Raw genomic sequence first — 15,708 nt, 5'->3', positions numbered from 1 at the left:
CAGAAAATCTTGTAACCCATGATAAATTCCAACACAAAGCGTATTTCGTTGCTTTTAATGACACTTGGTTTTTCCTCTCAGCTTGTGCTTGCGCAAAAAGGCGAGATCGAAAGCCAGACCTACGAGATCGTCAAGGAAAAGAGCATTGAATTTGCCCCGGCCAACCGGGTTTTTGATAAAGTACAACCCGTACAGGGAGAGACTGGCAAGAAGAAGGTTAACTACGAAATCATCGATCCGCAGATCAACATTTCATCGCCAAAACTTACCCCGTCCGTCGGCGTTTCTTCGGATGAAAAAGAAAGAGAAGCAAAGCCGGACGTTTTGAATAACTATGTAAAGCTTGGTGGAGGTAATTATGGCCGCCTCCTGGGAGAGTTGTTTGTCGGCGGACGGCCGTCGGAAGATCTGGCTTTCACTGCTCAGTTAAAGCATCTTTCTGCAGCAAATGGCCCGGTGGATGGTAAGAACTCGGCGAATGCGGGTACCAACATCAAGATTGGCGGGAAATACATTCGCAGCAAATACAAGGTGGAGGCTGACTTTGGTTATGACCGCAAAAACTACTACTTCTATGGTTACAAGCCGCAGCCGGAAGGGATCAATGTTGACCGCGACACGATCCGCCAGACCATTAATCAGTTCGGAGTAAACCTCGGTTTCGAGAATACGGACGCTTCTGTTTTGGTCGATTACTCCGTTAAAACAAGCCTTAACACTGTTAAGGATAGGTATAGCGCCTCGGAAATTGACTGGGGAACAAAGTTGATGGCTTCCGTGCCAATTTCTGAAAAGTTTTACGCGCTGCTTGATGCGGATGCATTTGTCTCCCAACGTGTGGATCGCCTGACTTACAACCGTAACCTTTTCCGGGTGAGACCAACATTCAAGTATGCAGATGAAGCATTCACAGTATCAGCCGGCATTAATGTCGTGAATGAAACCGACAGCGAACTGGATATCAATAAAACCAAGGCTTTCCCGGCAGTGAACCTGGACGTTACGCCTTTTACTGGTCTCCATATTTTTGCTGGATGGAACGGTGATATCGTCCGGAATACATTGAGAAGTATGTTGAGTGAAAATCAATGGCTGGGGCCTAACGTGCTAATTGCCAATACAGAAAAAACAGCTGAGTTTAGCGGAGGAGTAAAAGGTGAAACAACGAGCGGCTTCAACTATGAAGGAAAATTGGCGTACACGATGTACCGCAATTTTTACAACTTCAACAATTCTTTGGCAGATACATCCCGTTTTTCTGTGATTTACGATTCAGGAAAAACCAAGGTGATGACCATTTCAGCGCAAGTTGGCTATAACTATAATGATCTTTTCAAGACGTCTTTGAAGGCTAATTTCTTCGATTATTCGATGGATAATACAGAGGAGGCCTGGCACCGTCCCGACTTAACTATTAACTGGTTCAATGCGCTTACGATCAGCAAAAAGCTGTTTATCACAACAGATTTTTATGTTTTAAGAGGCATAAAAGCGAAGAATTTTCAGTCGGGTGTCGTGACGAAATTGCCGGTGATTGCTGACCTGAATTTGAAGATTGACTACTTGTTAACCAGGAACTTCTCGGCCTTTGTATCGATCAACAATGTGCTTGGAAAACAGTATCAGCGCTACCAGTACTACCCGCAGCAGGGGCTTAACTTTATTGGAGGATTATCGTTTTCTTTTTAACTTCGCTCAGTTAACTCCAAAAAATGATTCATGATAGCAGTCGAAACCGTCATCCGAAAACTCATCGGCGAATATGAATTCGTGATCATTCCCGGCTTTGGGGCTTTGCTGTCGCACCAGGTTCCGGCCTCTTTCGACACCTCGTCGGGTTTCTTTATGCCGCCGGCGAAAAAGCTGGCGTTTAATGAGTATCTCAAACTGGATGACGGGCTGCTGGCAAACTATATTTCAAGAGAAGAAAAGTGGCCGCACATTGAAGCGGTTGAATATGTGAGGTCTTACACCGAAAAGCTGCGTGCTGCGTTAGAATCTAGTGGAAAAGCCAGCATTGCAGGGATTGGGGAGTTTCATAAAAACGTGGAAGGCAAGCTGGTTTTTGAACCTAACACTGGTAAGTACTTCAAAGACGAGTGGTTTGGTTTTGAAAAAGTGCAGGTAAAAGCGCTGAACCGCGAGCTGGTATCTGCTAATTCATCGGCTGGAAGTTTTGTAAATGATAGTGACGTTGAAGTAATTGAGTTGGGTGAAGAGAAAGTAAAACCAAGACGCTGGCTCGGATGGGCTGCCGCTGCGGTGATTACTGGCTTGCTTTGCGGTATCAGCTTTTTCCTGGTCAATTCTTCGAATAGCGAAATCAGAAGTACATTAAATCCATTTACCGAGCTTTTCGCTTCAAAACCAGCTACGGAAGTCGAGTCAACACCGGTTGAAGAGGTTGTGGAAGTAAAGGAGGAAGCGCCGGCTCCTGCGAAGATCGCTTCGGTAGACTCGGCCGCTAAAGCTTTGCCAGCAGCAGCTGCACCAGTAGATTCGTCTGTCGCGCCAGCTACCCCGGTAATCACTTCCAAAAGCGCTGATTCCAGGTTTTACGTGATAGCAGGCGCATTCAAAGGCCCAAAGCAGGCGAATGTTTTATTAACAGAATTAAAAGGAAAAGGTTTTGAAAACGCCGCCATTTTGCCTGCAACCCGGTACAGTAAAAAGGTAAAGGTCTCCATCGGCGGATATGACAACGAGACGGATGCCTACCGCTCATCGGCGAAACTCAAACAAGTGATTGGCGAAGAAGGCTGGGTTTTTAAGAATAAAGCTTACAGAAAATAGGGAAATGGGAGCTTAGGGCTCCTTTTTCATTACATACGAATTTTTTTAAATTTACGTTTTCGAAAGAAATCACCGACATCAATGATCACATTACAGGCAGAAGATCGACAAAGAATTGCAATATCCTGGGCATGGTCCTTCGGGATCACAATTGCTATGCTCGGCCTGTTTTTCTTTATCCGCTTGAATAGTTCGCTTCCAAAAGTGGCGCCGATGGAGTTGTTTGTTGAAGTGAATTACGGTACGAGCAAGGTAGGTAAGGGCGATATTCAGACATTCAACAAGCCCAATGATAGCAAGGTAGCCCAAAACATGAAGGCCGATGCGGACGAGGTAAAGAAGGTTAAATCGGTTTCTACACCAAAACCAACGCCGCCAACTCCTCCAAAAATCGAATCTCCAAAACCTACAAAAACCGTTGCAGAAAAGCCGGTGATCACTACGAAGGCCGAAAGTCCGGTGGAAGCACCTGAGAAAACGGACGTCAAGAAATCGAGTGGTTCTGAAAATGCTTCTGCTCCGGTGGCCAAGCCGGTTGTTGAAAAAGCGATTAATAAAGATGCTTTGTTTTCTAAATCTTCCGGAAGCAAATCAGGCAGTAATGGTACCAACGGGACGCAAACAGGTGTTGGCGGTAATAACAATGGTGACGACGCCGAAGGAGTGGGAGATAAGGGTTCTAAAACCGGTAGCTTGTTCGCAAAGACTTATAAAGGCGAAGGCGGCGGCGGAGGTACAGCAGTAGGTTTGAGCTTGTCGGGTTGGAGCTGGTCGAGACGACCGGTTGTGGATGACAATTCAGATGCTACCGGGGACATTACTTTTAAAATAACCGTAGATAAAAACGGTCGGGTAAAGAGCGTTGTGACGCAGAGCACAACAGTGACGGATTATGCAGTGGTAAACAAATACAAAAGTGCCGTCCGCGATCTGACTTTCATACCAAAATCATCTAATGTTCCTGACGAATCCATCGGAACAATTACCTTTAAAATACGCTCTCGGTAACAGGAATGAATTACCAGGAAACGATCGACTATCTTTTCGCCAGATTACCCGTTTTTCAGCATATAGGGGCCCGGGCTTTCAAGCCGGGCCTTCATACTACCCGGGAGTTGTGTAAATCTCTTGGGGATCCCCAGGATAAATACCCTACCATACATGTTGCCGGAACCAACGGGAAAGGAAGCACATCCCACATGCTGGCTGCTATTTTACAGCAATCAGGGTATAAAGTCGGGTTATATACTTCGCCACATTTAAAGGATTTCAGGGAACGTATAAGGGTTAACGGTAACGATATTAACGAGCAGTTTATTATCGACTTTACTGCCTCTCAGCAATCTAACATTGATAGATTGAATCCTTCATTCTTTGAGGTGACCGTTGCAATGGCTTTTGCTTACTTCGCAGAGGCTCATGTTGATGTAGCGGTGATTGAGGTAGGTATGGGCGGGAGATTGGACTCAACAAATATTATTACGCCAGCTATTTCGGTCATCACAAACATTAGTCTGGATCACACGCAATTTTTAGGTGAAACATTGCCGGAAATTGCCGGAGAAAAGGCCGGGATCATTAAAGATTCGGTTCCGGTTGTAGTAAGTGAGTTGCAGGAAACCGCGATTGCAGAGGTAATGCTTGAAAAAGCCAAGTCGCTCAATGCGCCGATTACTTTCGGCTCAGAAAGATTTGATATCATAAAAACCGGCATGAGTGTGGGCAAAATGCTCGTTCAGGTAATCGATAAACTTTCCAAAGAATCAATTTGGGAAAACCTGGCGCTCGATCTGGCCGGATCTTACCAGCTAAAAAATCTGGGTGGTGTTCTCGCAGCGGTTGAAGTACTGAATACCCAGGGCTGGAACATTTCCCGGCCAAGTATACAAAGTGCCCTCGCTTCTGTAGTGGCGCTGACTGGCTTAAAAGGTCGCTGGCAGCAGCTGGGTTTAAAACCGCTGATTTATTGCGACACAGCGCATAATGTCGCAGGACTGACCATCGCGATGGAGCAATTTAATGATCTGCCGAATCAGGTTAAACGATTTGTGGTAGGCTTCGTCGGAGACAAGGATATTACGGGCATGCTTCAACTTTTTCCGAAAGAAGGAATTTATTATTTCTGTCAGCCAGGCAATGTCCGGGCTTTAAATGCGTCAGATCTGCGTGATAAGGCACTTTCTGTTGGTTTGGCTGGACAGGTTTTCGGGAATGTAAATGAAGCCCTTCAGGCGGCCATTTCGGATTCGGGTCCGGAAGATGCCATTTACGTCGGCGGAAGTACCTTCGTGGTCGCCGACATCGATCAATTATAAGCACAAGAATGACAAGGAGAAAAAAAGAGTATTATCAGTTTAACGAAACTGCGGAAAATATAATCCAGGCCGGCAAGCCGCTTTATACCGAAATTAAGGGGAATTGGAACAAGCTTTACTTTAATAACGAGAACCCGATTGTCGTAGAATTGGCCTGCGGAAAAGGCGAATATACCATAGGACTCGGACAGAAATTTCCGGATAAGAACTTCATCGGGATGGACATCAAAGGCGATCGGATTGCCCGGGGAAGCGCAGTAGCCTCAGCTGAGAAGCTCCTCAACGTGGCTTTCCTGAGAGGAGGGATCCAATATGCGGATGAATTTTTTGCAGAGAATGAGTTAAGTGAGATCTGGCTGGTCCATCCTGACCCGCAAGTCCGTGACCGGGACGAGATCAGGCGACTTACAAATGCAAAGTTCTTATCACAATATGCAGGTTTTCTGAAACGTGACGGCCTCTTTCATTTAAAAACGGACAGCGATTTTCTTTACGATTATACACTGGACAGCATTGCCCAGACCGCGCATTTTGAAATTCTGGATCACACGGATAATCTTTACCAGTCGCCTTTGATAGAAGAACATTACGGTGTGAAAACCCATTACGAAACCATTTTCACCGCGAAAGGTTATTCGATCAAATACATTAAGGCTAAACTGCTTTAACAAAAAAAGGGGTTCCAACTATATGGAACCCCTTTTGCCTATCTGAAAATTCAGACTACTTGTTGATCAATCCAGCGAAGTAGTAAACAGTTCTTACCAGCTGTGAAACGTAAGACATTTCATTGTCATACCAAGCCACAGTTCTCACCAGCTGAGAATCACCCACTTTCTGAACACGTGTTTGCGTAGCGTCAAACAATGATCCGTAGTTGATACCGATGATGTCGCTGCTTACAATTTCGTCTTCGGTGTAGCCAAAGCTTTCGTTTGCCGCTGCTTTCATCGCTGCGTTGATTTCTTCAACCGTTGTTTGTTTAGAAACGATTGCAGTTACTTCGGTAAGTGAACCAGTCAATGTTGGTACACGTTGCGCAGAACCGTCCAGTTTGCCTTTCAGTGAAGGAAGAACCAAACCGATCGCCTTTGCAGCACCAGTACTGTTAGGTACAATGTTCTGAGCAGCAGCTCTCGCTCTTCTCAAATCACCTTTTGGATGTGGCGCATCCTGTGTATTCTGGTCATTTGTGTAAGCGTGGATGGTGGTCATCAAACCATTTACAATGCCGAATTGCTCTTCCAAAACCTGCGCCATCGGAGCAAGACAGTTGGTAGTACAAGATGCACCGCTGATGATGGTTTCAGAACCGTCCAGGATGTTGTGGTTTACATTGAAAACGATTGTTTTCAGGTCACCCGTAGCAGGAGCGGAGATAACCACTTTTTTGGCACCCGCCTTAATGTGTGCGCTTGCCGATTCCTGGCTGGTAAAAAAGCCAGTACATTCCAAAACAACATCTACATAGTGCGCTGCCCAGGGAATTTGTGATGGGTCACGCTGTGCGTAGATAATGATATTTTCTCCGTTAACGACTACTGAGTTCTCTGTTGATTTCACGTCAGCATCAAAACGGCCCTGTGCAGTATCGTATTTAAGTAGGTGTGCCAATACTTTTGGACTTGTCAAATCATTGATGGCTACGATATCGATGCCTTCCATGTTATAGATCTGACGGTAAACCAGGCGGCCGATGCGGCCAAACCCATTGATTGCAACTTTGACGTTAGACATATCTATTTTGTGATTGATTATTTGCCGCAATATTAATAAAAGCCAGGGAGGATTAAAAGTTGAGGTGGTTAAAAATCAAATCAACTATGATTACTATTGAAATTAGCAAAATTCAAACTTTTCCATGCTGGATTTTACTAATTAGGATAGCAAATCTATGATCATACTTGTATGTTGATTCACTTCCTTAATTATCTGAACTCCTAATGACCTTTCCTTATATTTGTATAACAAAGCAGTATCTCCTATCATTCCATAATGCTGTATTTATTTTGGTTTATTCAGCTCAAAATAAATAATTTTAATGGTAGGTAAGTAGCTGTAAATGAACGGATTAAATAATTTTCATTAACTCTTTACTTAAACATGACATTTGCCCAAGAAATTGAATCCTACTGGACAAACCGCGAACTTTTAAAGGAGGAATCGGCCAGAACTTACATTAAGGAAATCGTTGAAGAACTCGATAAAGGACGCATCAGAGTTGCCGAGCCAAAAGAAGATGGCACCTGGGAAGTAAATGAAGCGCTAAAAAAAGCGATTATTCTTTATTTCCCAATTCAACAGATGGAGGTTAGCGAAGTCGGGATTTTTGAATACCATGATAAAATGAAACTAAAAACCGGCTACGACAAATTAGGCGTGCGTGTTGTTCCGCCGGCCGTAGCCAGGTATGGTGCATACATTTCAAAGGGTGTTGTGCTTATGCCATCTTATGTAAACATTGGTGCATATATCGATGAAGGTACCATGGTTGATACCTGGGCCACTGTAGGTAGCTGCGCACAGATCGGAAAGAATGTTCACCTGAGCGGTGGCGTAGGGATAGGCGGGGTGCTGGAACCCGTGCAGGCTTCGCCGGTTATTGTAGAAGATGGTGCATTTATCGGCTCCCGCTGTATCGTCGTGGAAGGCGCACATATTGGGAAAAGAGCCGTGCTAGGCGCTGGTGTGACAATTACGGGCAGCTCCAAAATCATTGATGTTACAGGCTCTACGCCTGTGGAATACAAAGGTTTCGTGCCGGAAGACTCCGTAGTGATCCCAGGAACATTGCCGAAAGAATTTGCTGCCGGTACCTACCATGTGCCTTGCGCTTTGATTATCGGAAAGAGAAAGCCGAGCACAGATCTTAAAACGTCCCTGAACGAAGCATTGCGCGATAATCACGTAGCTGTCTGACATTCGTTCATAGAGAATTTTAAAAGCTTTTATTCAGTACGGTGCAGTGATGTGCCGTACTTTTTTTGTGTATTCGCTTGCAAATCAACATGGTTAACATTTGTAAACCAATCACAATTCAATATTTTAAATTACAACAGACGATTTACATTATTGAATTAGCCGAGTTTTAACTTTCGATTTAGGGAAGTATACCGTACATTTGTAAATCACAATTTACAGCTGGAATTGATGGACCTGAATGAAAAGATCAAGCAGATATTAGCGGACAAAAACATTTCGCCTTCCATTTTCGCGGATGAAATCGGGATACAGCGATCGAGTATGTCACACATCATTGCGGGCAGAAATAAGCCCAGTCTCGACATTATCCAGAAGATTATAAAACGTTTTCCTGATCTGGGTTTGAACTGGGTTTTTGAAGATGAGAATCTGCCCACAGGCATCGCCACTAGCGAGACCAGCAGTTATGTAAAATCAGAAATTCCCAGAGTTAGTAAACCTCGGGTAAGTACTCGGCAACAATCACAGCAGCCAGCAGCTGCGGAAGTTCAGGAGAAGAGCGTAAGTATTGAAAAGAAAATAGAGCGTGTACTGATTTTCTATACTGACGGCTCATTTAAAGAATACAAAGACGCTAATTAACAATGTTAAATTAGTTATCAGCTTTCGGTAAATATAGTAACTACTTCAATAGCAGGATAGTACCATTCATTTCAGATTCTTCCGTCTTTATGATGTAGGGATAGCTTCCCGCCGGTACAGGTTCGTTTTTATAGGTACCATCCCACGGTTTTTCGTACCCGGGAGAGTAAAAAATCAGTTCACCCCAGCGATTATAGATACGCATTTCTACAATTTGATCCTTCGCATTATAGATCTGAAACGTATCGTTGTGACCATCATTATTAGGAGAAAACGAATTGGGAATGTGCATCTTATCAATCACGAAAACCAGCGTCGATGCTTCCGCAGTGCATCCGTTTGGTGAAGTGACGGTCAAGTGATATTCAGTATCTTGCGTGGGTGAAACTGTGGCAGCTTGTGCATCTGCATTTGATACAAGCCCGTCGGGCGGTGACCAGGCGTAAGAATAGGAGGGATTGGGCGGAGTCACCAGCGGAGTCAGGGTCGTTTTTGACGTCTCGATTATGCCTTTTTTAGCTGGCAAAGTCACCGTTAAAGTTTCCTGCTCAATTCGTAGCGTATCCCTACCCGCACAGCCAGTAGTCCCATTTTTAATCTCAATGTAATAAGTACCAGCTGTGCTGATGGTCAGGCTTGCCGCCTTTTCTTCCAGGGCCACATTGTCCCTCGTCCAACTAATGGATTCACCGGGTTTCAGCGTGCCGCCATTCGCTAATAAATTGACGGATTCGTTCTGGCAAAGCGTGTCTTTGGCAGATGAAATGACCGCCTCGATCGGAGCGGCATAATGTGCAATCACTACCTGTGAGCTGGTATCACGTGAACATTTTTTAGTATAACTTTTCACTACGGAATAGCTGCCGGAGTCGGTCACCGTAATCGTGGCATTGGTTGCACCGGGGATGTTCAGACCATTGAGTTGCCACTGGTACGACCAATCGGAAGAGCTCTCAGTTTCGAGCTGAACAGGACTTGCCGGGCAAAATGTCACTTCCTGCACAGGGCTCGCCTGCATCGTAATCACCGGCTGCTCTGGCTGGTCATCATTGCAATCGATCACCAACAACTGAAAATCCCGCCGCACGACGCCAATCCTTTTTCCGGCCCGGTATTCTTCACATTGAACAGTAAAAACATATAACCCCAGGTGATTGGCCGTGACAGACAAGATACCGGTATTACTGACTTTCAGCGGGCTGCTGCCCGGGATCACACTCGCCAGGGAAATGCCTGTTTCCCAAGTGATGGTAGGGTAGCTGCTTTTAGAAGTCTTGGTACCAAAAGGCTGCTGTGGATCCGTCGTGCCCCGAAATGGTGTGACCAGAGAATACCGCAGTTCATCGCCATCCGCATCGGTGGCGCTCATGGTCATTGAAAAAGGGCGGTTGATGCAAATGTACTGCCCATTTGGCGCATAGAATTCAGGAGCAGAATCCGCGATGGTAACGGGCGGAAATTCGAGATAGAACACCATTCCATTGTCTCCCGGCGCAACAATGTTGTTGATATCCGCATTTCGGCAGCAGCGTTCCCAGGCAACATAATAGCCGTCCGGATCATTGTAAATCTGCGGATCGAGCGTCACATCACCCTCATAAATGCCCTTTGAAGTATTGAGCGACCGAACCACCGCACAAGCCTTATTCTGGTAAGAAATCGTCTCCGAATTGATATAGTTGACCCTGAGCCCGGTCATGTAAGCATTGTCACGCTTGCGGTAAATATACAGGTCCGCATAGTCATCACGGTTACCGGAAGAAGTAGGCGTGCTTTCGATCAAATGATTTTTGTCCCAAAACTGAATAAGCGTGATTTTAAACTTGTTACCGCCGCCTCTTGGAGACATTTTTAGCTCTCCACCCACGATATGATTGGCGCAGACAGTGCTAGAAAAACTGATTAACAGTGTTAGAAGGAGAAAAATGCGCAGTACACCTCGGGCCATAAGAAGAATCGCTATCAATTGCACATGCGTAAAAATAGTGAATGCTCACCAAAACGACATTTTATCTGCGCGAAAAATCGACATCTGTATAATTATATTAATTGTTTCTTTCTTACACATTTTGGCTCATAACCGGATAGAACAGGATAGTAGGCGCTTTTGTAACCAATACTATTGCGGGAATAAGTATAATTCCAACCATTTATTGTACTTATTAAATAACTCACAACTCATGTTCCATCAAAATCAATCGCCATGTAACAAATGAACCACCCATTCACATTCGATTTAACTCAATCCAAACCTTTAAAACATCAATCATCTAGCTTATGCATGTACCTCGACTATTACGACCCAGCACTGGTCGGCAATTTCTAAGCAAAATACTATTTGCCCCGGTGCTTTTGAGCATTCTGTGTGCTGGCCTGGCTCAGGCAGGCATCACTACAAATAAATACGGCGATCCGGTGAAGATGCCGGTAGACCGGTCCGTGAAAGGTAAAGTCTCTGACGATAAGGGCGTTGCGCTGCCGGGCGTGAGCGTAATATTAAAAGGTTCGAGCGTGGGTACGGTCACTAACCCTGACGGTAACTATGAAATCAGTGTTCCGGAAACCGGCACCAATGTGCTGGTTTTTTCTTTTGTCGGCTACCTTACCAAAGAGGTTACTGTCGGTAATCAATCCACTATCGATCAGCAGCTTGTGGTAGATACCAAAGCCCTGGAAGAAGTGGTTGTGGTCGGTTACGGTACCCAGCGCAAGCGCGATATCACCTCCGCTTTGTCGGTCATCAACATTGACGACATTGGTGAAATGCCGAAATCCAACGTAACGCGGATGATCCAGGGCCAGGCGCCGGGTGTGATTATTAAGCAAAAAAGCGGTACGCCAGGTCAGCAGTTCGAGGTTAAAGTACGTGGTATCAGCTCATTGGGAGCCGGCTCGGATCCACTTTATGTTATCGACGGTTTTCCTGTCGGTATTTCGGTTGGACAAAACCTGAACCCCAATGATATCGAAACCATTTCGGTACTGAAAGATGCGGCTTCAACGGCAATTTACGGTGCGAGAGGTTCCAATGGTGTGGTTCTGATCACAACTAAATCGGCCAAGGAAGGCAAGACCAGCCTGAATGTATCCATCGATTACGGTGTGCAAAATGTGCCTGATTCCAGAAAAACGAAGGTTTTGAACGGACAGGATTTTGCGCAGTTTAAGAAGGAGGTGTTCATCGGACGGTTTGTTCTGGCCAATAAAAGACAGCCTTCGACTGAGGAGATCCCCATTGATTTCCGTAATCCCGCGGACACAAAGTATTCGACTAACTGGTTTGACCTGATCCTGCACAACAATGCACCTTACAAGGACATTAACGTCACTTTATCATCCGGAAAAGGCCCAATCAAATCAGTCGTTTCGGCAGGTTATTACAAGGAAGATGGTGCCCTGCAATATACGGGTTACGACCGCGCATCGGTCCGTACCAATCTCTTCGGCGATGTGAACAAGTTTATCAGCATGGGTATGAACATTGCGGGAAGCTACTCGCGTTCGAGCCTGGCTAGTACCGACGGACGTAATGCACAAGTGGGTTTAACACTGATAGCTGACCCGCGCTACCCGGCTTATGACGAGAAAGGCGAGCTGATTCCTTATTATAATGGTGTGGGCGACATCTTCGGATTTCCGAACCCATTATATATGTTGAAAAACATCAAGCGCAACCGGAACATTGCCGACGTACTTTCCAATGGTTATGTGGAGCTCAAAATTTTGCCAGGACTGAAATTCCGGTCTTCGGTGAATGCGAAAATCAACTACAATACTTATAAGGAATATGTGCCTTCAACAATCGGTTTGCCGGTGGCGACAGGTAGCAGCGGCGCGCCTCCACGGATTGCAACAGAACGTGACGATTCGGAAGAAACACGCAACTACTCGGCTGACCAGTTGCTGACGTACAATCATAATTTCGGAGAGAATCATCATTTCGATGCTTTGCTGGGTTACACCGCGCAGCAGGAAGTTGTAAGAGGTCTTTATGGTTCAGGTAACACTTTCCCGGACGATCTGTCGCCCTATCTTGGCAATGCAACCATCCGTTCTTCCAACTCCATTGAAAGAAAATGGACCATGATTGCGTACCTGGCCCGTCTGAACTACTCATTCAAAGACAAATACTTATTCTCTGCCTCTTTCCGTCGTGAAGGAAGTTCGAGGTTCAGCGAAGGACACCAGTTTGGTAACTTCCCGGCAGCTTCGGTAGGTTGGCGGCTTTCCGAAGAATCATTTATGCCAAAAGCAAACTGGCTGACTGACCTGAAACTGCGCGCCAGCTGGGGTATGACGGGTAACAACAGCTACGCCGTGAGTGCCAACAACAACTTTGGTGTAGGTCAAAACTCGGGGGACGATGGTAACTACGCCAGCCTTGCCTTCCTCGGCTTGAACAATTATGTATTTAACAATACCGTCGTTTCAGGTAAAACGGTAACCCGATTTGCCAACTCAGAATTGAGCTGGGAAAAATCAAACCAGACAGATATTGGTCTTGACCTGTCTTTGTTAAATAATAAGATCGTCTTCACGGCTGAGTACTACAAGAAAATCACGGATGATATGTTGCTGGGATACAGCATTCCTGCGGTGTCCGGTTTTACTTCAACATTGAAAAACCTGGGTAAAGTGCAGAACCAGGGCGTTGAGCTGGCGGCTACTTATCAAACCAGATTTGGCGGGGTGAACTTCCGTACCAATGTGAACTTTACCATTAACCGCAACAAAGTACTCGCCATCCGCGGCCAGAATGATTTTATTCTCCAGGGAAGCCAGTACGGCGGGTACAACATTCAGCAGGTAGGCCAGCCGATCGGTATGATCTTCGGGTATCGCAAGCTGGGCATTTTCAACACCCAGGATGAGATCAACAAAGCACCTTTGCAGGAAGGCGCGGTACCAGGCGCGATGAAATTTGCCGACTTGCACGGAAATCCGGATGGCAGCCCCGACGGCATTGTGTCTTACGATACCAAGGATATGACCATTATTGGTAACCCTAACCCAAAATTCAACTGGGCATGGACCGTGGCCGCTGATTACAAGCGCTTCGATGTGAACGTGTTGCTGATGGGTGCCTACAAATTCGACATTTACCGGAACATTGAAGCATCAACCATGAACATGGACGGTGTATTCAACGTGCTGGAAAAAGCGAAAGACCGCTGGAAATCTCCTGAGAATCCAGGCCCTAATCCAAATGACAAACATTCACAAGGTGGTACCGATTATTTCAAATGGTCACGCGAGAGCAGCGAGCGATATGTATATGACGGCACGCACATGTGGGTGAAAAACGTAACAATCGGCTACACGCTGCCAAAACTGGAAGGTATCCTGTCCGACGCCCGCATTTTCATCAATGCTGCCAACCTGCTTCTGGTCACCAAATATCCTGGAAATAACCCCGACGCCGGTGTGCGCGGCGGTACGGAACTGAACAACGACGACGAGTCGTACCCTGTTCCAAGAACATTCTCAGCTGGTATTAAAGTAAACTTCTAACATTGACGACAATGAAAAAATCAATCATACTGGGAATGGTCGTTGCCGCGCTTTTGCAGACGTCGTGCAGCGAAGACTTCCTCAACCAGACGGACCCGACGAAAGTAGGGGTGGATGTATTTTACAAAAACGAAGCGCAGGTGAAACAAGCCCTCAACGGGGTATATAGCCAGCTGCAATCCATCACCAACACCGCTTACCTGGCCGGCGAATTTTATACAGATAACACGACCATCGACCTCAACCCTTCCGACCGTGGTGGCGCGGGCGGCTGGGAAGCATTCGAATTCGGGACGGTAAACTCAGGTAATGGTGAGATCGCCGCGATCTGGAACAACTATTATGCGACGCTTTACAACTGCAACCTGACTCTCGAAAAAATGCAGGGCGCAACCCTTGAAGACGGAGCTAGAAAGGAAATCGAGGGGCAGCTCAAATTTTTGAGAGGTTACTTGTATTTTAATCTTGTGCAGTATTTTGGCGACGTTGTGATCGTGACTTCGACGTTGGCTACACCGGACCCGGCATTTGATCTGGTAAGATCTCCGCAAACGGAGGTTTGGGCACAGATTGAAAAAGACTTGAAAGAAGCCAGCACATTGCTGCCAGCCAAATACACCAATGCTGCCGACAAAGGCCGCGCTACCAAAGGGGCCGCGCTGGGACTTCTGGGCAAAAGTTACCTGGTTCAGAAAAAATACGCCGAAACGGTCACTACATTGAAAGAGGTAACCACATTGGGTTATTCACTGAACGCCAACTACGCGGATAACTTCGATCCGTCGGCGGCGAAAAAGAATGGACCAGAGTCGCTCTTCGAAGTGCAGTACCAGGGCGATAATGACCTGGGTGAGTGGAGCAACTTCGAATATGTTTTTGCACCGAGGGTTTCAAAAGGCGCGGTAACAGGCTACTCTGCCGGTGGAAACGGCGGACGTAATGTTCCTACCAATGACATCATCAATGCATACGAAAAAGGTGATTTGCGCAAAGATGTTTCACTGAAAACCAGCTTTACTTTGGATGGAAAAGAATATCCGGTGCCTTATGTTGCCAAATACAACTATGCGCATACCATCGTAAACCGGACCAATACCAACTGGCCGGTGCTGCGCTATGCCGATGTGCTCTTAATGTTGGCGGAAGCGATCAACGAACAGACTGGCCCGACCGCAGAAGCTCTGGACTACCTTAACCAGGTAAGAAAACGCGCTGGCTTAGCCGCATTGACCGCTTTGGACAAAACTGCATTCCGGACTGCCGTGTTGAAAGAACGCCGTCTGGAACTGGCTTTTGAAAACCAGCGCTTCTTCGACCTGAAAAGAACGATGACCCCGGCGCAGTGGGCCGCATTTATGAATGCTCATGGCGCAAAAGAACGTGAAAAACCAACCGTGGACCGCGGAAACGTACCTTTTAACTCGACAGATTATGTATACACAGAAAATGAATACTACCTGCCGATCCCGGCCCCACAAATCCTGATCAATGCCAAATTGACCCAGAATCCGGGCTATTAATGGTG

Annotated in this window: 11 protein-coding genes; 9 read left to right on the top strand and 2 right to left on the bottom strand. The window is 46.1% G+C overall.

Going from position 1 to position 15,708, the window contains the following annotated elements:
- The first annotated feature begins 18 nt into the window (after positions 1-18).
- The 5 genes from FEN17_RS04995 (at position 19) to trmB (ending at position 5,776) form a co-directional block, all read left to right on the top strand.
- Complete coding sequence (locus tag FEN17_RS04995; protein WP_138364181.1) at positions 19-1,689, top strand: TonB-dependent receptor; 1,671 nt, start codon at positions 19-21, stop codon at positions 1,687-1,689.
- Between the two features lie 30 nt (positions 1,690-1,719).
- A complete protein-coding gene (locus tag FEN17_RS04990) occupies positions 1,720-2,793 on the top strand; it encodes an HU domain-containing protein (RefSeq protein WP_138364180.1) in 1,074 nt (357 codons plus the stop codon).
- 81 nt (positions 2,794-2,874) lie between these two features.
- Positions 2,875-3,801, top strand: a complete 927-nt coding sequence (locus tag FEN17_RS04985; protein WP_138364179.1) for a hypothetical protein — start codon at positions 2,875-2,877, stop codon at positions 3,799-3,801.
- Between the two features lie 5 nt (positions 3,802-3,806).
- Positions 3,807-5,108: a bifunctional folylpolyglutamate synthase/dihydrofolate synthase gene (locus FEN17_RS04980; RefSeq protein ID WP_138364178.1), complete on the top strand. Its 1,302-nt coding sequence runs from the start codon at positions 3,807-3,809 to the stop codon at positions 5,106-5,108.
- Positions 5,109-5,116: 8 nt separating this feature from the next.
- Complete coding sequence (gene trmB / locus FEN17_RS04975; RefSeq protein ID WP_138364177.1) at positions 5,117-5,776, top strand: tRNA (guanosine(46)-N7)-methyltransferase TrmB; 660 nt, start codon at positions 5,117-5,119, stop codon at positions 5,774-5,776.
- A gap of 55 nt (positions 5,777-5,831) precedes the next feature.
- Here the strand turns inward: trmB and gap are convergent, their stop codons facing one another.
- Positions 5,832-6,845 carry a type I glyceraldehyde-3-phosphate dehydrogenase gene (gene gap / locus FEN17_RS04970; RefSeq protein ID WP_138364176.1) on the bottom strand — a complete coding sequence of 338 codons (1,014 nt, stop codon included), beginning with the start codon at positions 6,843-6,845 and terminating at the stop codon, positions 5,832-5,834.
- Between the two features lie 366 nt (positions 6,846-7,211).
- On the opposite strand from gap, the gene FEN17_RS04965 reads away from it, so the two are divergent.
- The gene (locus FEN17_RS04965; RefSeq protein ID WP_138364175.1) at positions 7,212-8,027 is read left to right on the top strand and encodes a 2,3,4,5-tetrahydropyridine-2,6-dicarboxylate N-succinyltransferase; all 816 of its coding nucleotides are present in this window, start codon (positions 7,212-7,214) and stop codon (positions 8,025-8,027) included.
- A gap of 231 nt (positions 8,028-8,258) precedes the next feature.
- Positions 8,259-8,672, top strand: coding sequence for a helix-turn-helix transcriptional regulator (locus FEN17_RS04960; RefSeq protein WP_138364174.1), 414 nt, complete (start codon positions 8,259-8,261; stop codon positions 8,670-8,672).
- 40 nt (positions 8,673-8,712) lie between these two features.
- On the opposite strand, the gene FEN17_RS04955 is transcribed toward FEN17_RS04960, so the two are convergent.
- Positions 8,713-10,521: a T9SS type B sorting domain-containing protein gene (locus tag FEN17_RS04955; RefSeq protein WP_229208695.1), complete on the bottom strand. Its 1,809-nt coding sequence runs from the start codon at positions 10,519-10,521 to the stop codon at positions 8,713-8,715.
- 497 nt (positions 10,522-11,018) lie between these two features.
- Here FEN17_RS04955 and FEN17_RS04950 point away from each other — a divergent pair, with 497 nt between their 5' ends.
- Both FEN17_RS04950 and FEN17_RS04945 read left to right on the top strand, forming a co-directional pair.
- Positions 11,019-14,183, top strand: a complete 3,165-nt coding sequence (locus FEN17_RS04950) for a SusC/RagA family TonB-linked outer membrane protein (protein ID WP_310589757.1) — start codon at positions 11,019-11,021, stop codon at positions 14,181-14,183.
- A gap of 11 nt (positions 14,184-14,194) precedes the next feature.
- A complete protein-coding gene (locus FEN17_RS04945; RefSeq protein WP_138364171.1) occupies positions 14,195-15,703 on the top strand; it encodes a RagB/SusD family nutrient uptake outer membrane protein in 1,509 nt (502 codons plus the stop codon).
- Positions 15,704-15,708 lie beyond the last annotated feature (5 nt).

This window comes from Dyadobacter luticola (assembly GCF_005860805.1).
Taxonomy (GTDB): domain Bacteria; phylum Bacteroidota; class Bacteroidia; order Cytophagales; family Spirosomataceae; genus Dyadobacter; species Dyadobacter luticola.
This window is presented reverse-complemented; position numbering and strand designations above follow the sequence as displayed.